The organism is Pseudomonas guariconensis (assembly GCF_900102675.1).
Lineage (GTDB): Bacteria > Pseudomonadota > Gammaproteobacteria > Pseudomonadales > Pseudomonadaceae > Aquipseudomonas > Aquipseudomonas guariconensis.
The window spans coordinates 55,023-76,925 of record NZ_FMYX01000015.1; the positions used below are offsets into that span (position 1 = coordinate 55,023).

Sequence of the window (21,903 nt, forward strand, 5' to 3'; positions counted from 1 at the left end):
TCAGTGGCGCGATGGACGCGCCCTGACCGGGACCGGTTGGGCCACCAGCACGATGCCGGAGAAGCCCAGCACTAAAAAGCAGAACATCTGCCAACGCTCACCCACGGAAATCCCGTAGCGCAGCGTGTAATAGCCAACACAGGCACCGAAGCCGAGCAAAAGCATCTGCCCACGGAACTGTCGCCACCAGGCCGCCAGACCGTCTACCCTCGCCAATACTGCCAGCTGGGTCATCAGGCCAAGCAGCGCGACGCCGATCAACCAGCGGTCAATCTGGGCAGCCACATCCTGCACCAACAAGGGCGCAAGGCCCGTCACCTTGAGTGCCGGCACCAATCCCACATGAAAAACCCACAGGCCACCGACCCAGAATACCTGGGCCAGTTGCCAGAGGATGCCCTCAAGGGACGGCGCGCGTAGGCGCCGGTCAGATGTGCTTGACTTCGACAATCTCGTACTCGACCGTGCCGCTTGGCGTGTTGACGACGACGGTGTCGCCTTCTTCCTTGCCGATGATGGCACGGGCAATCGGCGCGCTCGCCGAGAGCTTGCCCTTCTTGATGTCCGCCTCATCCTCACCCACGATCTGGTAGGAAACCTGATCGCCGGTCTCAGTGTTCTCCAGGTCCACGGTGGTACCGAAGATCACCTTGCCGGTGTGGGCAATGGTGGTGACATCGATCACCACCGAGTTCTGCAGACGCCCTTCGATATCGCGGATACGCGCCTCGACCATACCCTGCTCTTCACGAGCGGCATGGTATTCGGCGTTTTCCTTGAGGTCGCCCAGCTCCCGCGCTTCACCGATCGCCTGGCTCAGGCGCGGACGCTCGGTCTTGCTCAGGAAGAGCAGTTCCTCTTCCAGGGCGCGAGCGCCCTGGACGGTCATTGGGTACTTGGTAATGCTCATGCTTTGAGTCCTGCGTGCAGATCCTGCAAGCGGCGAACGGTCTTCTCGGGACCGAATTTCAGCGCTTCACAGATGGCTTCACCAGCCGCAATGGTGGTCGTGCAGTAGATCTTGTGCTGCAGCGCATTGCGACGAATCGAGTAGGAATCGGCGATCGACTGACGACCTTCGGTAGTGTTGATGATCAGCGACACTTCGTCGTTCTTGATCATGTCGACCACGTGCGGACGACCTTCGGTCACTTTGTTCACACGGCGCACCTTCAGGCCAGCCGCCTCGATGACCTTGGCGGTGCCTGCGGTAGCAACCACTTCGAAGCCTAGGGCGATCAGGTCGCGAGCGACACCCGCAACCTGCGGCTTATCGTCGTCACGCACGCTGATGAAGGCGGTACCACCGCTTGGCAGCACTTCGCTGGCACCCATCTGGGCCTTGGCGAAGGCTTCACCGAAGCTGTCGCCGACACCCATGACTTCACCAGTGGATTTCATCTCAGGGCCGAGGATCGGGTCAACACCTGGGAACTTCGCGAACGGGAAGACGGCTTCTTTGACGCTGTAGAAGTTCGGAATGATTTCCTGGGTGAAGCCCAGCTCTTTCAGGGTCTTACCAGCCATGACTCGAGCCGCGATCATCGCCAGCGAAGTGCCGATGCACTTGGAGACGAACGGTACGGTACGCGAGGCGCGTGGGTTGACTTCGATCACGTAGATCTTGTCACCCTGCAGGGCCAACTGCACGTTCATCAGACCGACGACACCCAGCTCCAGAGCCATTTTCTTGACCTGAACGCGGACTTCGTCCTGCACTTCCTTGCTCAACGAGTAAGGTGGCAGCGAGCATGCCGAGTCACCGGAGTGAACACCGGCCTGCTCAATGTGCTGCATGATCGCGCCGATCACCACGTCAGTACCGTCGCAGACCGCATCCACGTCCATTTCAATGGCGCAGTTGAGGAAGTGGTCGAGCAGTACCGGACTGTCGTTCGAGACCTGCACCGCTTCACGCAGATAGCGCTTGAGCTCGTCCAACTCGTAGACGATCTCCATGGCACGACCGCCCAGTACGTAAGAAGGACGCACCACCAGCGGGTAGCCGATGCCGCCAGCGGCGCTGATGGCTTCTTCTTCGCTGCGCACGGTGGCGTTTGGCGGCTGCAGCAGGCTCAGACGCTGAACCATCTGCTGGAAGCGCTCGCGGTCTTCGGCGCGGTCGATAGCGTCCGGGCTGGTACCGATGATCGGTACGCCGGCTTCTTCCAGGGCGCGGGCGAGTTTCAACGGGGTCTGGCCGCCGTAGTGAACGATGACGCCCTTCGGTTTCTCGACGCGGCAGACTTCCAGCACGTCTTCCAGAGTCAGCGGTTCGAAGTACAGACGGTCGGAAGTGTCGTAGTCGGTGGAGACGGTTTCCGGGTTGCAGTTGACCATGATGGTCTCGTAACCATCTTCACGCAGCGCGAGGGCAGCGTGTACGCAGCAGTAGTCAAACTCGATACCTTGGCCGATACGGTTCGGGCCACCACCCAGGATCATGATCTTGTCACGGGTCGATGGGTTGGCCTCGCACTCTTCCTCATAGGTCGAGTACAGGTAGGCGGTGTCGGTGGCGAACTCGGCAGCGCAGGTGTCGACGCGCTTGTACACCGGGAACACTTCGAGCTTGTGGCGGTGACGGCGCAGGTTCTTGTCGGTGATGCCGAGCAGCTTGGCCAGACGCTGGTCCGAGAAGCCCTTGCGCTTGAGGCGCAGCATGTAGTCCTTGTCGATCGACGACAGAGCCAGGGTCTTGACCTTCTCTTCTTCCTTGATCAGGTCTTCCATCTGCACCAGGAACCACATGTCGATGCCGGTCAGGTCGAAGATCTGCTCGCAGGTCATGCCAGCGCGCATGGCGTCGGCGACGTACCAGATACGCTCGGCGCCTGGCACGGTCAGCTCGCGCTTGAGGATACTGTTGGCTTCCGGGTTGGCCAGGTCGACTTTCGGGTCGAGGCCGCATGCACCCACTTCCAGACCACGCAGGGCTTTCTGCAGGGACTCCTGGAAGGTACGGCCAATGGCCATGACTTCACCCACGGATTTCATCTGGGTGGTCAGGCGGGCGTCGGCTTTGGGGAACTTCTCGAAGGCAAAGCGCGGCAGCTTGGTGACGACATAGTCGATCGACGGCTCAAAGGACGCCGGGGTACGGCCGCCGGTGATGTCGTTCTGCAGTTCGTCGAGGGTATACCCCACCGCCAGCTTGGCGGCGATCTTGGCGATCGGGAAGCCAGTGGCCTTGGAGGCCAGCGCCGAGGAGCGCGATACACGCGGATTCATCTCGATCACGACCATGCGGCCGGTGTTCGGGCAGATACCGAACTGGACGTTGGAACCGCCGGTTTCGACGCCGATCTCGCGCAGCACCGCCAAGGAGGCGTTGCGCATGATTTGGTATTCCTTGTCGGTCAGGGTCTGCGCTGGTGCAACGGTGATGGAGTCACCGGTATGCACACCCATCGGGTCGAAGTTCTCGATGGAGCAGACGATGATGCAGTTGTCCTTCTTGTCACGGACAACCTCCATTTCGTATTCCTTCCAGCCGATCAGCGATTCGTCGATCAGCAGCTCCTTGGTCGGCGAAAGGTCCAGACCACGGGCGCAGATCTCTTCGAACTCTTCACGGTTGTAGGCGATGCCGCCACCCGTGCCGCCCATGGTGAAGGACGGACGGATGATGCACGGGAAGCCCAGGCGCTCGAGCACCGCATTGGCTTCTTCCATGCTATGGGCGATACCGGAGCGCGGGCATTCAAGGCCAATGGCCTTCATCGCCTTGTCAAAGCGCGAACGGTCTTCGGCCTTGTCGATGGTGTCGGCATTGGCACCGATCATCTCGACGCCGAATTTTTCCAGAACGCCGTGGCGCTCCAGGTCCAGGGCGCAGTTCAGCGCGGTTTGGCCGCCCATGGTTGGCAGCAGTGCGTCAGGGCGCTCTTTTTCGATGATCTTGGCCACCGACTGCCACTTGATCGGCTCGATGTAGGTGGCATCGGCCATGGCCGGGTCGGTCATGATGGTGGCCGGGTTGGAGTTCACCAGGATGACGCGGAAACCTTCCTCGCGCAGCGCTTTACAGGCCTGGGCGCCGGAGTAGTCGAATTCGCAGGCCTGGCCGATCACGATCGGGCCAGCGCCGAGAATCAGGATGCTTTTGATGTCTGTACGTTTTGGCATGGTTGTCACTCAAATCCGCGGGTCAGTCGGCAAGCCGTCTTGAACAATCTGGGTCAGGCGCTTCCGGGCGCGGCACTTGCCGCCCCGGGGCCTTGATGCAGGATGCTCAGCGGCGCTTGGCCATGGCATCGATGAAACGATCGAACAGTGGCGCGACGTCGGTCGGGCCTGGGCTCGCTTCAGGGTGGCCCTGGAAGCTGAACGCGCTCTTGTCGGTGCGCTCGATGCCCTGCAGGGTACCGTCGAACAGCGACTTGTGGATGGCGCGGACGTTGCCCGGCAGGGTGGCTTCGTCGACGGCGAAACCGTGGTTCTGGCTGGTGATCATGACCACGCCGGTGTCCAGATCCTGGACCGGGTGGTTGGCACCGTGATGGCCGTGGCCCATCTTGACAGTCTTGGCGCCAGAAGCCAGGGCTAGCAACTGGTGGCCGAGGCAGATACCAAAGACCGGAATATCGGTCTCGAGGATGTCCTTGATCGCCTGGATCGCGTAGTCGCATGGCTCGGGATCGCCAGGGCCGTTGGACAGGAATACGCCATCCGGATTAAGGGCCAGGACTTCGCTGGCAGGGGTCTGGGCCGGCACGACGGTCAGGCGGCAGCCACGGGCAACCAGCATGCGCAGAATGTTCAGCTTGACGCCGTAGTCGTAGGCCACCACGTGATAGGGCAGGTCCGCAGCTTCCAGAGTCGGGTGGCTGTCGGTTGCCAGATTCCACACACTGGAGCGCCATTCGTAGCGTTCCTTGGTGGAAACTTCCTTGGCCAGGTCCATACCCTTGAGGCCTGGGAAGGCGCGAGCAGCGGCGATGGCGGCTTCTTCGCTGATGTTGTCACCGGCGAGGATGCAGCCGTTCTGGGCGCCCTTTTCGCGCAGGATTCGGGTCAGGCGACGAGTGTCGATGCCAGCGATGGCGACGACATTATTGGCCTTGAGGTAGTCAGGCAGCGACTGGGTGTTGCGCCAGTTGCTGGCCAGCAGGGGCAGGTCACGGATAACCAGGCCAGCGGACCAGACACGGTTCGACTCGGCGTCTTCCGGTGTAGTACCGGTATTGCCAATGTGCGGGTAGGTCAGGGTAACGATTTGCTGCGCATAGGAAGGGTCTGTAAGGATTTCCTGGTAGCCGGTCATAGCGGTGTTGAATACCACCTCACCAACGGTCTGACCGTCGGCACCGATAGCTTCACCGCGGAAAATACTGCCGTCGGCAAGGGCGAGTATGGCTGGCTTTGTCAAGAAGACCTCCCGTAAATCAAGCATGAAAGGGCGATCGCAGGTTGCAAAAAAGCGGAGTGACGTATGGACACGTCACCCCGCTTTCATGTGCTGAATTCAATTCGCTGCGCGCTTTTAGTGGACACACTAAAGCTGTAGCTTACAGAAAATTACGTTTTAGGTCTACCGCGTATGTGCCTCTGAAACACAGGAATGCGACAGGCTGACATCGGCGACTCCTTCACGGGTGGCCCGCCCTCCCACAAGAACCGCGCCGCACATCAAAGCAACGCTATTGCTGTAGGAGCGGGCTTGCCCGCGAGGCGCCTCTCTAACTTGCTTTAACGCAGCTCGAGCACATCCTGCATGTCGTACAGGCCTGGCTCGCGCCCCTCCAGCCATAGCGCGGCACGCACCGCCCCCTTGGCGAAGGTCATGCGGCTGGAGGCCTTGTGAGTGATCTCCACGCGTTCGCCTTCAGCGGCGAACAACACGGTATGGTCCCCCACTACATCACCGGCGCGCACCGTGGCGAAGCCGATGGTCTTACGATCGCGGGCACCGGTCTGCCCCTCACGCCCATAGACCGCCACTTCTCCCAGATCACGACCCAACGCCTGGGCAACTACTTCTCCCATACGCAAGGCAGTACCCGAAGGTGCATCGACCTTGTGGCGGTGGTGCGCCTCGATGATCTCTATATCCACCTCGTCGCCCAACACCCGCGCGGCGGTATCCAGAAGCTTGAGGCAAAGATTGACGCCGACGCTGAAATTGGCGGCAAAGACAATCGGAATCTCCTTGCCCGCCTCGGCCAACTGCTCTTTTTCCTCTGGCGTGAAACCGGTAGTACCAATCACCATCGCCTTGCCTGCCTTGCGACAGAAGGCGAGGTTCTTCAGCGTCACCGACGGGTGAGTGAAGTCGATCAGCACATCGAATTCGTCAGCGACCTTGGACAGATCACTGGAGATTTCCACACCGATCCGCCCCAAGGCCGCCAGTTCGCCGGCATCGGCCCCGACCAGAGAGCTGTCCGGACGATCAATGGCCGCCGTCAGGCCAGCCTGGGGCGCCTGTTGCTGCACAGCCTCGACAAGGGTCTTGCCCATCCGTCCCGCCGCGCCCATTACCGCAATACGTCGCATAGCCTGTTCCTTGTCAGAGATCGCCGAAGAAGCGCTTCACACCCTCGAACCAGCCACTGGCCTTGGGCGAATGGGAGCTGTCACCCTGCAACGAGTCGCGCAGCTCCTCGAGCAGCTCGCGCTGACGTCGACTGAGGTTGACCGGGGTCTCCACAGCCACTCGGCACAGCAGGTCGCCAGCCCCGCCACCGCGCACAGGGGCTACGCCCTTACCACGCAGACGGAATTGCTTGCCGGTTTGAGTGCCTTCCGGAATCTTGAGCTTGACCCGACCATCGAGGGTGGGCACTTCCAGCTCACCACCCAGGGCCGCATCGGTGTAGCTGATCGGCACCTCGCAGTACAGGTGCTTGCCGTCGCGCTGGAAGATAGCGTGCTCACGCACACTGATGACGACATAGAGGTCACCGGTCGGACCACCATGGGTCCCCGCCTCGCCTTCGCCAGAAAGACGAATGCGATCGCCGGTATCGACACCCGCCGGCACCTTGACCGACAGCGTCTTGTATTCCTCGACACGTCCCTCGCCATGACAGGCGGTGCAAGGATCGGTGATGATCTTGCCTTGGCCATGGCAGCGCGGGCAGGTTTGCTGCACCGAGAAGAAGCCCTGCTGCATGCGCACCTGACCGATGCCGCCACAGGTTGGACAGGCCGACGGGGTCGACCCCTTCTTCGCACCGGAACCATCGCAAGGCTTGCAGTTGACCAGGGTTGGCACACGGATGCTGACCGTAGTGCCGCGCACGGCCTCCTCGAGGTTCAGCTCAAGAGTGTAGCGCAGGTCGCTGCCGCGCTGCGCACCGCCACGGGAGCCGCCGCGCCCACCACCGAAGAAGTCACTGAAGACATCACCGAAGATGTCCGAGAAGTTAGCGCCACCAAAGCCGGCACCGCCACCACCCATGCTCGGATCGACGCCGGCATGTCCGTACTGGTCGTAGGCTGCGCGCTTGCTGGCATCGGACAGAACCTCGTAAGCCTCGTTGGCTTCCTTGAATTTGTCTTCCGATTCTTTATCGCCCGGGTTGCGGTCCGGGTGGTACTTCATCGCCAGGCGGCGATAGGCCTTCTTGAGGTCACCTTCGCTGGCGCCGCGCTCGACACCCAGGACCTCATAAAAATCACGCTTTGCCATAGGTCATTGCACTCTTGGGGGCATTCGGCGCGTTCATGCGCTTGCTGCGCCACGCCGTCAGCACCTGCCACCACACGATTGCGCCCTGACAGATGCTGTAAAAATTCTCGAATTCCAGACACACCAACGCGGGAGCAAGCCCCCGCGCGGCGACATCCTACCAGCTCACCGACATCAGACGATGAGCTGGCCGACAACATGCAGGGATTACTGCTTGTTGTTGTCTTTTACTTCTTCGAACTCGGCGTCGACCACGTCATCGTGCTTGGCTTCCGGCTCGGCCTGCTGTGCGCCGCCCTGAGGCTGTTCGGCCTGTTGCTCGGCGTACATCTTCTGGGCAACCGGCGCGGAGACCTTGGACAGTTCCTCGACCTTGGCATCGATGGCAGCCTTGTCGTCACCCTTCAGGGCAGCTTCCAGTGCAACCACAGCCGCTTCGATCGCCGCTTTCTCTTCGGCAGTGGCCTTGTCGCCAGCGTCGGTGACCATCTTGCGGGTCGAATGAACCAGCGCATCACCCTGGTTACGAGCAGCGGCCAGCTCTTCGAACTTGCGGTCTTCCTCGGCGTTGGCCTCGGCGTCACGCACCATGCGTTCGATTTCCTCGTCGGACAGACCCGAGTTGGCCTTGATCACGATCGACTGGGACTTGCCAGTGGCCTTGTCCTTCGCGCTCACGTGCAGGATGCCGTTGGCATCGATGTCGAAGGTCACTTCGATCTGCGGAACACCACGCGGGGCTGGCGGAATGTCGGCCAGGTCGAATTTACCCAGCGACTTGTTCTGCGCAGCCTGCTTGCGCTCACCTTGCAGCACGTGAATGGTCACGGCGCTCTGGTTGTCATCAGCCGTCGAGAACACCTGCGACTTCTTGGTCGGGATGGTGGTGTTCTTCTCGATCAGCGCAGTCATCACGCCACCCATGGTTTCGATACCCAGGGTCAGCGGGCTGACGTCCAGCAGCAGAACGTCCTTGACGTCACCGGCCAGGACCGCGCCCTGAATGGCAGCACCCATGGCGACGGCTTCGTCCGGGTTGACGTCCTTGCGCGCTTCCTTGCCGAAGAAGTCGGCAACGGCCTTCTGTACCAGCGGCATACGGGTCTGGCCGCCGACCAGGATCACGTCGTCGATCTTGCTGGCGTCGATACCGGCGTCCTTCAGAGCGATGCGGCAAGGCTCGATGGTACGGTTGACCAAGTCCTCGACCAGCGACTCCAGCTTGGCGCGGGAGATCTTCACGTTCAGGTGCTTAGGACCGGTCGCATCTGCAGTGATGTACGGCAGGTTGACGTCGGTCGACTGAGCGGAGGACAGCTCGATCTTGGCCTTTTCAGCAGCTTCCTTCAGACGCTGCAGAGCAAGCGGATCGTTCTTCAGGTCCATGCCGGACTCTTTCTTGAACTCATCGACGAGGTAGTCGATCAGGCGCATGTCGAAGTCTTCGCCACCCAGGAAGGTGTCGCCGTTGGTGGCCAGTACTTCGAACTGGTGCTCACCGTCGACTTCAGCGATTTCGATGACCGAAACGTCGAAGGTACCACCACCGAGGTCATACACGATGACAGTGTGGTCACCCTTGGCCTTGTCCATGCCGTAGGCCAGTGCAGCGGCGGTCGGCTCGTTGATGATGCGCTTGACGTCCAGACCGGCGATGCGACCGGCGTCCTTGGTGGCCTGGCGCTGGCTGTCGTTGAAGTAGGCCGGCACGGTGATGACCGCTTCGGTCACTGGCTCGCCGAGGTAGTCTTCGGCGGTCTTCTTCATTTTCTTCAGGACTTCGGCGCTGATCTGCGGCGGAGCCATTTCCTTGCCGCTGGCTTCGACCCAGGCGTCACCGTTGTTGGCCTTGACGATCTTGTACGGAACCAGCTTGATGTCTTTCTGCACGACATCTTCTTCGAAGCGACGGCCGATCAGGCGCTTCACTGCGAACAGGGTGTTGTGCGGGTTGGTGACGGCCTGACGCTTGGCCGACTGGCCAACCAGGATCTCGCCATCGTTGGCGTAGGCCACGATCGAAGGGGTGGTACGCGCGCCTTCAGCGTTCTCGATGACTTTGACGTTACCGTTTTCCAGAATGGAGACGCACGAGTTGGTGGTCCCCAGGTCGATACCGATGATTTTGCCCATGTTTACTCTCCCGAAACTTGAATTAGGTTGCAGCGGCTACATTGGCCAACTGCGGTAATACTTGAATGCTTGACACCTAGATGGGGATGCCCGGAAGGATTTCAAGCCTTTTCATCAATCGACGGCTGGGGGGCTGCCGGCGCCTTGCTGACCACCACCATGGCGGGACGCAGCAGCCGGCCATTGAGCAGATAGCCCTTCTGGAACACCTTGAGCACGCTGTTCGGCTCGACGTCGGCGCTTTCCTGCATGGCCATGGCCTGGTGGTGCTCGGCGTTGAACGGCTCGCCGTGCGGGTCGACAGCCTCGAGGTTGTAACGCTTGAGGGTGTCGTGGAACATCTTCAGGGTCAGCTCGATGCCTTCGCGCATCGGCTTGATGGTCTCGTCGTCGGCGCTGGACAGCTCCAGGCCACGCTCCAGGCTGTCGATCACCGGAAGCAAGTCGCCCGCGAACTTCTCCAGGGCGAACTTGTGGGCCTTCTCGACATCCTGCTCGGCGCGACGGCGGATGTTCTGCAGTTCGGCGGCAGCGCGCAGGGACTGATCCTTGGCGGCGGCCAGCTGCTCCTCGAGCACCTGGACGCGGGCACCGAGATCCTCTGCACCAGCCTCTTCGGCGTTAAGGTTCTTCTCATCCAGCTGTTCGTCAGCCATTAGGTTTCTCCTCCGCAATTTCTGATATGCGAGCCCAGGCTCGTCTTGTCTTGCCGGCTATATGGGGCCGGAAAAACAAGGTTCAAGGGCCAACGCTGTTTTCCCATGACGATATTGATCGCCCGGCGGGCATTGTCAGCCCGACGAAAAGCACTGTATAAATAACCAGACATGACCCTTCGGGAGCCGCCCTCATGCTGGTGCACCTGTCCATTCACAACTACGCCATCGTCGAGCACCTCGACCTCGAACTTGCCCGCGGCATGAGCGTGATCACCGGCGAAACCGGCGCCGGCAAGTCGATCATGCTCGACGCCCTGGGCCTGGCCTTGGGCGATCGCGCCGACAGCGGCGTGGTACGCCCTGGGGCAGACAAGGCAGACATCCTCGCCACATTCGACCTGGACGAGATTCCTGAAGCCCGTGCCTGGCTGGCCGAGCGCGACCTGGACAACACCGGTCCCTGCATCCTGCGCCGGGTCATCACTGCCGAAGGACGCAGCCGCGGCTATATCAATGGCACCCCTTCCCCCTTGGGCGATCTCAAGGCCCTGGGCGAACTGCTCATCGATATTCATAGCCAGCACGAACACCAGTCTCTGTTGAAAACCGACACCCATCGTCGCCTTGTGGACGAGTACGCGGGCGCCATCGACCTGGCCCGTCAGGTACAACTGGCTGCCCAGCGCTGGCGTCAGACCCGCCAGGAGCTGGAACGCCTGTCCAACTCCGGTGACGAGCAACGCGCCCGTCACCAATTGCTCAGCTATCAACTCGAAGAGCTGGACAACCTTGGCCTGGGCGAAAATGAACTGGAGCAACTGGAACAGGAACATAAAAGCCTGACCAACGCCGAGGCCCTGTTCGGTATCTGCCGCCAGGTGATCGACCATTGCAGCGAAAGCGATTCCGGCAATGTGCTCAGTGCACTGACCACCAGCCTCAATCGCCTGACCGCCGTCGCCAACGCGCCCAAAGCGCTGGGCGAGGCCGCCAATCTAATCGCCAGCGCACAGATCCAGGTCGAGGAAGCCGTGGGCGAACTCAACCGCTTCCTCGATCACTTCGATGCCGACCCCATGCGCCTGCAAGCCCTGGAGGAACGCCTCGACACTATTTACACCCTGGCACGCAAGCACCGCGTGCACCCGACCGAGCTTCCTCACCTGCAACAGCGCTTGATGGACGAGCTGGAAGGGCTCAACGCCAGCGACGAATCGATCGAGCGCCTGGGCGAGGAACTGGCCGCCTATGCCCAGCATTACCAGACCAAAGCCCTCGAGCTCAGTGCGTTGCGCCAGCAGGCGGCCAAGCAGCTCGCCACGGCCGTTGAACAGGAGATCCAGCGCCTGGGCATGCCCGGCGGGCGTTTCTGTATCGAACTCACACCCTATGAAGGCAGCGAGCTTTCGCCCCATGGTCTGGAGGTGGTCGAGCTGCTGGTGAGCGCCAACCCGGGCCAGCCACTCAAGGGCTTGGCAAAAGTGGCGTCAGGCGGCGAGCTGTCGCGGATCAGCCTGGCGATCCAGGTGATCACTGCGCAAACCTCGCGCATCCCCACCTTGGTGTTCGATGAAGTGGACGTTGGCATCGGCGGCCCTACCGCAGAAATTGTCGGCCAGCTATTACGTCGGCTGGGCGAGCGCGGCCAAGTCCTGACCGTGACCCACCTGCCCCAGGTCGCAGCCCAGGGGCACCATCATCTGTTCGTGCACAAGGTACGCAACAGCGATACCACTCATACAGCAGTGGCCAACCTGGGCAAGCGCGAGCGGGTCGAGGAGGTGGCGCGGATGTTGGGCGGCATCGACCTCACCAAGGAATCGCTGGCCCATGCGCGCAAGATGGTGGTCACAGGTAAGGCCTGAGTTGTTCGGCTTCAATTAAGGCGCAGCGCTGGCGGGATCGGGCCTATGTATGAATAACAACGAGATCCCCCGCAACCTAAAAACAAAAGGCGACCCGAGGGCCGCCTTTGTTTTGTTAACGATATAAATCGTTACTTTTTCTTGCGCACATAGAGGACCAGGTTATGGTCAACCAGCTCGTAGCCGTGCTGGGCAACGATCTCTTTCTGGCGCTTTTCGATCTCTGTATCCACGAACTCGATGACTTCACCAGAGTCCACGTTGACCATATGGTCGTGGTGGCCGCCGTCAGCCAGCTCGAAGACCGCATGACCGCCGTCGAAGTTGTGGCGAACCACCAGACCCGCCGCTTCGAACTGGGTCAGTACGCGATACACGGTTGCCAGACCGACGTCTTCACCGGCTTCCATCAGTGCCTTGTAGACGTCTTCGGCGCTCATGTGGCGCTGCTCCGTGGAGTCGAGCATCTGTAGAATCTTGACTCGAGGCAGGGTCACCTTGAGACCGGCTTTGCGCAATTCGCTATTTTCAACCATGGTCAGCTTTCTCGCCGATGCTGCTTCGCAGCTTCTCTTAATACGGGTATGATCGGGGTTTACGTTGTCCAGCCAAGATAGTGGAAGTCGCCCACCGATGCAAAACACCAAGCTCTTGCTAACCAGCCTCACCCTAGTGGGACTGCTCGCACTCGCCGGTTGCTCGTTTCCCGGGGTTTACAAAATCGACATCCAGCAGGGCAATGTCGTTACGCAGGACATGATAGACCAATTGCGCCCCGGAATGACCCGCCGCCAAGTAAGGTTTATCATGGGTAACCCACTGATCCAGGACACGTTCAATACCAATCGCTGGGATTACCTCTACAGCCTGCAGCCTGGCGGCGGCCAGCGTCAGCAAGAGCGCATGAGCATTTTCTTCAACGACAGCGATCAATTAGTCAGCCTGTCCGGCGACTTCATGCCAGGCGTGAGCCGCGACCAGGAAATCCTCGGCGGCAGCGGCGACACCACCGTCAGCCCAGCCACTCAACCGGCCCAGCCAAGCCAACCGGAAGAAAAACCGGCCAAGCCAGGCTCGTTGGAAGAATCGATCCAGAAAGAAATCGACACTATCGAGACCACGCCGGTCCCGACACCAGCACCGCTGGAAACCTCCCCGCAATAAGCGCGGCGAGACAAAAAAGCCCGGGCAATGCCCGGGCTTTTTATTGCCTGATCGACTTAAGGACCACTGTGTGCCCAACAAGTATCAGGCCTATCCCTGCCGCGCAGCTCTCGCCTTGGCGGCACGCAGCTTGCGCACTTCCTTCGGATCCGCCAACAACGGCCGGTAGACCTCCAGACGATCCCCCTCCTCGACCTGATGCGCAAACGGATCATTCACCACCTTGCCGAAGATCCCCACCGGGCAAGCCTCGACGTCCAAGCCCGGCACTTGCTCGGCGAGCCGAGAGTGGAGCAACGCCTGATGTACGGTTGTGCCTGCGGGCACCACGCACGTCAGCAGCCATTGACGCTCGGCAGTGGCGTATACGACCTCGATGTTCAGGTTTGCCTCAGCCATTGAGTTGCTTGGCCCGCTGGCAGAATGCATCGACCAGCGTGTTGGCCGCCTGGTTGAACAGAGGGCCGAGGGTAGCGCGCACCAGAGGGCCGGCATAATCGAAGGACAGGTCCAGGCTGATCTTGCAGGCCTTATCGCCCAATGCCTTGAACACCCACAGGCCATGCAACTGGGTGAACGGCCCTTCCTCCAGATTCATTTCGATCGACTGCCCAGGTACCAGCACATTACGTGTGACGAACTGCTGGCTCATGCCGCCCTTGGCCACTTCCAGCTTCGCCCGCATGTGCGTGTCGCTGGCTTCGATCACGGTCGAGGCCGAGCACCACGGCAGGAATTTCGGGTAGCTGGCCACGTCATTCACCAGATCGTAGAGCGCCTGGGCAGGGTACGGCAGCAGGGCAGAGCGTTGAATATGGGTAGTCATCCAGGCGTCACTTCCAAGGCAGGGCGGCAGCGCTTTCTAAGCACATCGAAAACAGTTCCCTTCGAGGGAACAGGCCCTGCATTGTCCGGGATTCATCCTACAGGCTCAAGCACACCTAAACCCCGTAGCCGCCGACGCAGCGACTGCCTATAATGCGGCCCCTATGGCTAAGCAAAAGAAACATCCGACCGGGACCATCGCGCAAAACAAAAAAGCGCGACACGATTACTTCATCGAACACAAGTTCGAGGCCGGACTGGTCCTGTCCGGTTGGGAAGTAAAGAGCCTGCGGGCCGGCAAGGCGCACCTGACCGACAGCTACGTGCTGCTCAAGGACGGCGAAGCCTGGCTGTTCGGCAGCCACATCACCCCGCTGACCACCGCCAGCACCCACGTCATCGCCGACCCCACCCGCACCCGCAAGCTGCTGCTGAACAAGCGCGAGCTCGAACGCGTGGAGGCTGCCGTGGCACAGAAGGGCTACACCTGCGTAGCCCTCTCGCTGTACTGGAGCAAGCACCTGATCAAGTGCGAAATTGCACTGGGCAAGGGCAAGAAGGAGTTCGACAAGCGCGACACCCTGCGCGAGCGCGACTCCAATCGCGAGATCCAGCGCACGATGCGCAACAAGGGCAAGGGCGAGTAAGCCCTCCCTGCCTGTGCAAGTCTATTCGCGGGTAAACCCGTTCCTACAGGGACAGCGACGGCGACCCTGTAGAAGCGGGTTTACCCGCTAAACGCCTACACAAAGCAACCCATCTCAACGCCCGCTGCGTCGCTCTGCGCGTGCTACACGCTGGGCCTCCTGCTGCGCTTCTTCGAGCACTTCCTGCACGTACAGAATGTGCCGGCTCGAGACCTCCCGCGCATCGTCTGCCCTACCCTCGATGATTGCCCGATACAACTCGCGATGCTGACTGATCAGCATGTCGCGGGTCTCGCTGCGCTGTTGGTACATACCGCCGATATTGGTCACCACGTTGCGCTTGAGCAGGTCGAACAAGCCGCGGATGGTATGGAGCAGCACTGCATTGTGACTGGCCTCGGCGATCGCTAGGTGAAAACGCGCATCGGCCGCCCCCTCCTCCGCCCGACTGACCTCGTCGACACGGGCATAGCAGTCCTGCAGCGCATCGAAGGCAGCCTTGAGCCGCTCACGGTCAGGCTCCGTGGCCCGCTGGGCCGCATAGTAGGCACAGGAAGCCTCCAGCGTATGGCGAAACTCCAACAGGTCGCGCTGAGCCTCGGGGTTACGCTCGAGCAGCTGCAGCAACGGATCGCTGAACGTTGACCCCAGTGCCTCGGCCACATAATTGCCACCGCCCTGGCGACTGACCAACAACCCTTTAGCCACCAGCTTCTGGATCGCCTCGCGCAACGAAGGCCGGGATACGCCAAACTGCTCCGCCAACACGCGCTCGGCCGGCAGGCGCTGCCCTGAGGTCAGCGTACCTTCGAGAATCATCCCTTCCAACCGATCGACGATGTCGTCGGACAGGCGCCGTTGGCGGACCTGATCAAAAACCATCACATGCTCTCCACAATCCCCACGCACTTAGGGGGGCGTCCATTCTCGCCGATCCACAGCGTATCGACACCCATCAGTTGACGATTTCCCCTGCCCATCAGCCGGCCATTCATCGGCATCCGACCAAAGTTTTGCCCAGGACAAATTGACACAGCCTCGATAGCGCTTTTAACCTAGCGACCAGCCATTGTAAATTGGTATTACCAATTATCCAATGCCAGTGCCTGACCAACAACAATTAGGGGCCACCCCATATGCAAACCTGGCAACAACTCTATAGCCCGCTTGGTAGTCTTGGCCTGTCCGCGCTGGCGGCGGTCATTCCCATCGTGTTCTTCTTCCTGGCCTTGGCGATGTTCCGCCTCAAAGGTCACGTCGCCGGCAGCATCACGCTGGCCCTGTCGATTCTGGTTGCGATCTTCGCCTTCCAGATGCCTGTCGACATGGCCCTGGCCGCTGCAGGCTACGGCTTCCTCTACGGCCTGTGGCCGATTGCCTGGATCATCGTTGCCGCGGTGTTCCTCTACAAACTCACGGTCAAGAGCGGCCAGTTCGAAGTGATCCGAAGCTCCGTGCTGTCGATCACCGATGACCAGCGCCTGCAGGTGTTGCTGATCGGCTTCTGCTTCGGCGCCTTCCTCGAAGGCGCGGCCGGCTTCGGTGCCCCGGTGGCCATCACTGCCGCGCTGCTGGTGGGCTTGGGCTTCAACCCGCTGTATGCTGCCGGCCTGTGCCTGATCGCCAACACCGCCCCGGTGGCGTTCGGCGCCCTGGGCATTCCAATCATCGTCGCCGGTCAGGTCACCGGAATCGACGCCTTCCACATCGGCGCCATGACGGGCCGCCAGCTGCCACTGCTGTCGCTGTTCGTGCCCTTCTGGCTGGTATTCATGATGGATGGCCTGCGCGGCGTGAAGGAAACCTGGCCAGCCGCCCTGGTGGCCGGCCTGAGCTTCGCCATCACCCAGTACTTCACCTCGAACTTCATCGGCCCTGAGCTGCCGGACATCACCTCGGCACTGGCCAGCCTGATCGCCCTGACCCTGTTCCTGAAAGTCTGGCAGCCCAAGCGCGCCTTCGCCGAAGCCAAAGGCAGTGTCGGCGCGGCCGTGGTCAGCAGTGGCGGTAGCCAACCTTCGCCATACAGCTTCGGCGAGATCTTCAAGGCCTGGTCGCCGTTCCTGATCCTGACCGTGCTGGTCACCATTTGGACCCTCAAACCGTTCAAGGCAGCCTTCGCCCCGGGCGGCGCGATGTACAACTTCGTGTTCAACTTCGCCATCCCGCACCTCGACCAGTTGGTGATCAAGACCGCGCCGATCGTCACCGCGCCGACCGCAATGCCGGCGATCTTCAAGCTCGACCCGATCTCCGCCACCGGCACAGCGATCTTCCTCTCGGCACTGATCTCGATGTGGGTCCTCAAGATCAACGTAAAAACTGGTCTGACCACTTTGAAGGAGACGTTCTGGGAGCTGCGCTGGCCGATCCTGTCGATTGGCATGGTCCTGGCCTTCGCCTTCGTCACCAACTACTCGGGCATGTCCTCGACCATGGCCCTGGTGCTGGCCGGTACGGGTGCAGCATTCCCGTTCTTCTCGCCGTTCCTGGGCTGGCTGGGTGTGTTCCTGACGGGCTCCGACACGTCGTCCAACGCCCTGTTCAGCTCACTGCAGGCCACCACCGCGCACCAGATTGGGGTCAACGACACCCTGCTGGTGGCCGCCAACACCAGCGGCGGCGTGACCGGCAAGATGATCTCCCCGCAGTCCATCGCCGTGGCCTGCGCCGCCACCGGGTTGGTGGGCAAGGAGTCCGACCTGTTCCGCTTTACCGTCAAGCACAGCCTGTTCTTCGCCACCATCGTCGGCCTGATCACCCTAGTCCAGGCCTACTGGCTCACCGGCATGCTGGTTCATCACTAAAGTGAAAGGTGCCGGGCGCCTTGGCGCGTCCGGCAACGATCCCCACCCACGCTGCGAGAATCCATGATCATTTCCGCCTCCACCGACTATCGCGCCGCGGCCCAACGCAAGCTGCCTCCGTTCCTCTTCCACTACGCCGACGGCGGTGCTTACGCCGAATACACCTTGCGCCACAACGTCGAGGATCTGGCCAGCATCGCCCTGCGCCAGCGCGTATTGAAGAATATGTCCGAGTTGAGCCTGGAAACCCGGCTGTTCGACGAAACCCTGAGCATGCCCGTGGCCCTGGCACCGGTCGGTTTGACCGGTATGTACGCGCGCCGTGGCGAGGTCCAGGCCGCACGGGCGGCGGCGGCCAAGGGCATTCCCTTTACTATGTCGACGGTCTCGGTGTGCCCCATCGAAGAAGTCGCCCCGGCGATCGACCGGCCCATGTGGTTCCAGCTTTATGTCCTCAAGGATCGCGGCTTCATGCGCAACGCCCTGGAGCGGGCCAAGGCCGCTGGGGTCAAGACGCTGGTGTTCACCGTCGACATGCCGGTGCCCGGCGCCCGCTACCGTGATGCCCACTCCGGCATGAGCGGCCCGAACGCGCCGCTGCGTCGCATCTGGCAAGCGATGACTCACCCGCAGTGGGCGTTGGATGTAGGCCTGCTGGGCCGCCCACATGATCTGGGCAATATTTCGAAGTACCGCGGCAACCCCACAGGCCTGGCGGACTACATCGGCTGGCTGGGTGCCAACTTTGACCCGTCCATTTCCTGGAAGGATCTGGAGTGGATCCGAGAGTTCTGGGATGGCCCGATGATCATCAAGGGCATCCTTGATCCCGAGGATGCCAAGGACGCAGTGAAGTTCGGTGCCGACGGCATCGTCGTCTCCAACCACGGCGGCCGCCAACTCGACGGGGTACTGTCCAGTGCCCGCGCCCTGCCGGCGATTGCCGACGCGGTCAAAGGCGACATCAAGATCCTCGCCGACTCCGGTATCCGCAATGGCCTGGACGTGGTGCGCATGATCGCCCTGGGCGCTGACACTGTGCTGATCGGTCGCGCCTTCCTCTATGCGCTGGCCACCCATGGCGAGGCCGGGGTGAAGAATTTGCTCGATCTGTTCGAGAAAGAAATGCGCGTGGCCATGGTCCTGACCGGTGCCAAATCCATCAGCGAAATCACCCGCGATTCGCTGGTCCGCGAACTGGGCGCCTGACGCCTGCACGAAACTGCCTGATTGACCGGGGCACGCAGCGCGACAGACGCTGTGGCCCCGAGAGGAGATTGCATGAGCTTGCCCGCCGCGTTCCTGCGAGATGCCCAGCGCCTGATTCCCGCCGAGCGCCGCTTCGATGACCCGACCTCGACCCTGGCGTTCGGCACCGACGCCAGCTTCTACCGGCTCATCCCAAAGCTGGTGGTGCGCGTCGAATCCGAGGACGAGGTGGTGGGCCTACTGCACCTGGCCCAGCGCGACCGTGTGCCGGTCACTTTCCGGGCTGCAGGCACCAGCCTGTCCGGCCAGGCCATCAGCGATTCGGTGCTGATCGTTCTAGGCGATAACTGGAACGGTCGTCAGATCCGTGGCCAGGGCGAGCAGATCCGGCTGCAACCCGGCGTCATCGGTGCCCAGGCCAACGCCTGGCTCGCGCCTTATGGGCGCAAGATCGGCCCGGATCCGGCCTCGATCAACGCCTGCAAAATCGGCGGCATCGTCGCCAACAACGCCAGCGGCATGTGCTGCGGCACCGCTCAGAACACCTACCACACCTTGGCCGGTATGCGCATGGTGCTGGCCGACGGCACCTGTCTGGACAGCGAGGACCCGGCCAGTGTCGCTGCCTTCAGCCAAAGCCACGCGCCGTTGCTGGACGAACTCGCCCGCCTGGGCCGCGAGACCCGGGCCAACACGGCGCTGGCCGAGCGCATCCGGCACAAGTACCGGCTGAAGAACACCACCGGGCTGTCACTCAACGCTCTGGTGGACTACGACCAACCGCTGGATATCCTCCAGCACCTACTGGTCGGCTCCGAAGGCACCCTGGGCTTCATCAGCGCAGTCACCTACGACACCGTGCCCGATCACCCGCACAAGGCCAGCGCCCTACTGGTCCACCCCTCGGTGGAAAGCTGCTGCCGCGCCGTGACCGTGCTCAAGCCACAGCCGGTGTCCGCCGTGGAGCTGCTTGACCGGCGTAGCCTGCGTTCGGTGCAGGACATGCCCGGCATGCCTGCCTGGGTGAAGGGGCTGTCGACCAATGCCTGCGCCTTACTGATCGAGTCCCGCGCCGCCAGCCAGAGCCTGCTCCACGAGCAGCTCAGCCAGATCATGGCGGCCATTGCCGGGTTCCCCCTGGAGCAACGCGTGGATTTCAGCGAAGACCCGGCGGTGTACAACCAGCTGTGGAAGATCCGCAAGGACACCTTCCCCGCCGTCGGCGCGGTGCGCCAGACCGGCACGACGGTCATCATCGAGGACGTGACCTTCCCCATCGAGCAACTGGCCGAGGGTGTCAATCGCCTGATCCAGCTGTTCGACAAACACCGCTACGACGAGGCGATCATTTTCGGCCACGCCCTGGAAGGCAACCTGCACTTCGTCTTCACCCAGGGCTTCAACAGCCCTGAGGAAGTGGCGCGCTACCAGGCCTTCATGGATGACGTAGCACAACTGGTGGCCGTGGAGTTCGGCGGCTCGCTCAAGGCCGAACACGGCACCGGACGCAACATGGCGCCCTTCGTGGAGCTCGAATGGGGCCAGGACGCCTATCAGTTGATGTGGCAGCTCAAACGCCTGCTGGACCCCAACGGCATCCTCAACCCCGACGTGGTGCTCAGCGAAGATCCAGATATCCATCTCAAGCACCTAAAGCCCCTCCCAGCAGCCGACGAGATCGTCGACAAATGCATCGAGTGCGGCTTCTGCGAACCGGTGTGCCCCTCCAAAGGGCTGACCCTGAGCCCGCGCCAGCGCATTGTCATGTGGCGTGATATCCAAGCCAGGACCCGTGCTGGCCTCGATACTCGGGAGCTACTGAAAACCTATCAATACCAGGGCATCGATACCTGTGCTGCCACCGGCTTGTGCGCCCAGCGTTGCCCGGTGGGCATCAATACCGGTGAACTGGTGAAGAAACTGCGAGGCCAGGCTGCCGCACATGGCCAGGCCGCCAACTGGCTCGCAGAACACTTCACTACCGCTCTGCGCGGCGCTCGACTGACCCTGGCCGCCGCCAACGGTGCGCGCAAGCTGCTCGGCGCCCCACGCCTGAGCCGCTTGAGCACCTCCCTGCGCAAAGCCAGCAATGGGCGCCTGCCCCAATGGACCCCCGCCATGCCCCAAGCGGTTCGCGCCGTCGATATCGCGCCGGCAAGCCATGATGCTCGCCCACGGGTGGTCTATCTCGCCGCCTGCGTCTCGCGGGTGATGGGGCCGTCAGCCGGGGATCGAGAGCAAAGCTCGCTGCTGGATAAAACCCGCGCACTGCTGGAAAAAGCCGGCTATCAGGTGGTGTTCCCCGAGAACGCCGACAGCCTGTGCTGCGGCCAGCCCTTCGCCTCAAAAGGCTATGCCGAACAGGCCGAGCACAAGCGCCAGGAACTGATCAACGCGCTATTGCACGCCAGCCGTGGCGGCCTCGACCCGATCTACTGCGACACCAGCCCCTGTACCCTGCGCCTGGTCCAGGATTTGGCCGATACCCGCCTGGACCTGTACGACCCGGTGCGCTTCATTCGCACTCACCTGGTCGAGCGCCTGACGTTCACTGCGCAGGACGAGCCCGTCGCTGTGCATGTCACCTGCAGCACCCAACATCTGGGCGAAAGCCAGGCGCTGATCGACCTGGTGCGTCTGTGCAGCAAGCAGGTGGTGATCCCCGAGGGCATCCATTGCTGCGGTTTCGCCGGCGACAAAGGCTTCACCACACCGGAACTCAACGCCCACTCGCTGCGCAGCCTGAAAGATGCCGTGCAGTACTGCAGCGAAGGCATCTCCACCAGCCGCACCTGCGAGATCGGTCTGTCCAGCCACAGCGGCATCGACTATCACGGGCTGGTCTATCTAGTGGACCGCGTCACGCGAGCGCGCAGCCTTTAAGGCCGCCAGGGCGGCCTGACTGCCTCTCACGCATGAACCCGCCCCCCTGTGGGAGCGGGTTTACCCGCGACGAAA

Annotated in this window: 18 protein-coding genes; 6 read left to right on the plus strand and 12 right to left on the minus strand. The window is 61.7% G+C overall.

All coding sequences use genetic code 11. From position 1 onward, the window contains the following. The 8 genes from BLS27_RS21070 to grpE all read right to left on the minus strand — a co-directional run bounded on the left by BLS27_RS21070 (nt 1) and on the right by grpE (nt 10,425). Nucleotides 1-450: a hypothetical protein gene (locus tag BLS27_RS21070; RefSeq protein WP_052352448.1), complete on the minus strand. Its 450-nt coding sequence runs from the start codon at nt 448-450 to the stop codon at nt 1-3. Next, the gene (gene greA, locus BLS27_RS21075) at nt 428-910 is read right to left on the minus strand and encodes a transcription elongation factor GreA (protein ID WP_080642091.1); all 483 of its coding nucleotides are present in this window, start codon (nt 908-910) and stop codon (nt 428-430) included. Before greA ends, BLS27_RS21070 begins: the two co-directional genes overlap by 23 nt. Beyond that, nucleotides 907-4,128: a carbamoyl-phosphate synthase large subunit gene (carB, locus tag BLS27_RS21080; RefSeq protein ID WP_043210112.1), complete on the minus strand. Its 3,222-nt coding sequence runs from the start codon at nt 4,126-4,128 to the stop codon at nt 907-909. The genes greA and carB overlap by 4 nt, the downstream gene beginning before the upstream one ends. A 106-nt stretch (nt 4,129-4,234) precedes the next feature. Beyond that, nucleotides 4,235-5,371, minus strand: a complete 1,137-nt coding sequence (carA, locus tag BLS27_RS21085) for a glutamine-hydrolyzing carbamoyl-phosphate synthase small subunit (protein WP_043210113.1) — start codon at nt 5,369-5,371, stop codon at nt 4,235-4,237. Between the two features lie 320 nt (nt 5,372-5,691). After that, complete coding sequence (gene dapB, locus BLS27_RS21090; protein WP_043210115.1) at nt 5,692-6,498, minus strand: 4-hydroxy-tetrahydrodipicolinate reductase; 807 nt, start codon at nt 6,496-6,498, stop codon at nt 5,692-5,694. 13 nt (nt 6,499-6,511) lie between these two features. Then, entirely contained in the window at nt 6,512-7,636 is a 1,125-nt protein-coding gene (gene dnaJ / locus BLS27_RS21095) for a molecular chaperone DnaJ (protein WP_043210117.1), read from the minus strand. A 207-nt stretch (nt 7,637-7,843) separates the two neighbouring features. Next, entirely contained in the window at nt 7,844-9,769 is a 1,926-nt protein-coding gene (gene dnaK, locus BLS27_RS21100) for a molecular chaperone DnaK (protein ID WP_043210119.1), read from the minus strand. A gap of 101 nt (nt 9,770-9,870) precedes the next feature. Further along, nucleotides 9,871-10,425 (minus strand): nucleotide exchange factor GrpE, encoded by a 555-nt coding sequence (gene grpE, locus BLS27_RS21105; protein WP_043210121.1) that lies wholly within the window; start codon nt 10,423-10,425, stop codon nt 9,871-9,873. Nucleotides 10,426-10,619: 194 nt separating this feature from the next. On the opposite strand from grpE, the gene recN reads away from it, so the two are divergent. Further along, nucleotides 10,620-12,293, plus strand: a complete 1,674-nt coding sequence (gene recN, locus BLS27_RS21110; protein ID WP_043210122.1) for a DNA repair protein RecN — start codon at nt 10,620-10,622, stop codon at nt 12,291-12,293. Nucleotides 12,294-12,424: 131 nt separating this feature from the next. Here the strand turns inward: recN and fur are convergent, their stop codons facing one another. Further along, nucleotides 12,425-12,829 carry a ferric iron uptake transcriptional regulator gene (gene fur, locus BLS27_RS21115; protein ID WP_043210124.1) on the minus strand — a complete coding sequence of 135 codons (405 nt, stop codon included), beginning with the start codon at nt 12,827-12,829 and terminating at the stop codon, nt 12,425-12,427. Nucleotides 12,830-12,926: 97 nt separating this feature from the next. Here fur and BLS27_RS21120 point away from each other — a divergent pair, with 97 nt between their 5' ends. After that, nucleotides 12,927-13,457 carry an outer membrane protein assembly factor BamE gene (locus BLS27_RS21120; protein WP_043210127.1) on the plus strand — a complete coding sequence of 177 codons (531 nt, stop codon included), beginning with the start codon at nt 12,927-12,929 and terminating at the stop codon, nt 13,455-13,457. Between the two features lie 90 nt (nt 13,458-13,547). On the opposite strand, the gene BLS27_RS21125 is transcribed toward BLS27_RS21120, so the two are convergent. Beyond that, on the minus strand, nt 13,548-13,856 hold the full coding sequence (locus BLS27_RS21125) for an RnfH family protein (protein WP_043210129.1): 309 nt from the start codon (nt 13,854-13,856) through the stop codon (nt 13,548-13,550). Then, nucleotides 13,849-14,283: a type II toxin-antitoxin system RatA family toxin gene (locus BLS27_RS21130; RefSeq protein WP_043210130.1), complete on the minus strand. Its 435-nt coding sequence runs from the start codon at nt 14,281-14,283 to the stop codon at nt 13,849-13,851. The genes BLS27_RS21125 and BLS27_RS21130 overlap by 8 nt, the downstream gene beginning before the upstream one ends. Nucleotides 14,284-14,446: 163 nt before the next feature. Here BLS27_RS21130 and smpB point away from each other — a divergent pair, with 163 nt between their 5' ends. After that, nucleotides 14,447-14,929 carry an SsrA-binding protein SmpB gene (smpB, locus tag BLS27_RS21135; RefSeq protein ID WP_043210132.1) on the plus strand — a complete coding sequence of 161 codons (483 nt, stop codon included), beginning with the start codon at nt 14,447-14,449 and terminating at the stop codon, nt 14,927-14,929. Nucleotides 14,930-15,043: 114 nt separating this feature from the next. On the opposite strand, the gene BLS27_RS21140 is transcribed toward smpB, so the two are convergent. After that, nucleotides 15,044-15,811 carry an FCD domain-containing protein gene (locus tag BLS27_RS21140; protein ID WP_043210135.1) on the minus strand — a complete coding sequence of 256 codons (768 nt, stop codon included), beginning with the start codon at nt 15,809-15,811 and terminating at the stop codon, nt 15,044-15,046. A 254-nt stretch (nt 15,812-16,065) separates the two neighbouring features. Here BLS27_RS21140 and BLS27_RS21145 point away from each other — a divergent pair, with 254 nt between their 5' ends. From BLS27_RS21145 to BLS27_RS21155, 3 genes are all read left to right on the plus strand, one after another. Continuing rightward, on the plus strand, nt 16,066-17,736 hold the full coding sequence (locus BLS27_RS21145) for a lactate permease LctP family transporter (protein ID WP_090346771.1): 1,671 nt from the start codon (nt 16,066-16,068) through the stop codon (nt 17,734-17,736). A gap of 63 nt (nt 17,737-17,799) precedes the next feature. Continuing rightward, a complete protein-coding gene (lldD, locus tag BLS27_RS21150) occupies nt 17,800-18,945 on the plus strand; it encodes an FMN-dependent L-lactate dehydrogenase LldD (RefSeq protein ID WP_043210138.1) in 1,146 nt (381 codons plus the stop codon). Nucleotides 18,946-19,017: 72 nt separating this feature from the next. After that, nucleotides 19,018-21,828 carry an FAD-binding and (Fe-S)-binding domain-containing protein gene (locus tag BLS27_RS21155; RefSeq protein WP_090346773.1) on the plus strand — a complete coding sequence of 937 codons (2,811 nt, stop codon included), beginning with the start codon at nt 19,018-19,020 and terminating at the stop codon, nt 21,826-21,828. The last annotated feature ends 75 nt before the right edge of the window (nt 21,829-21,903 follow it).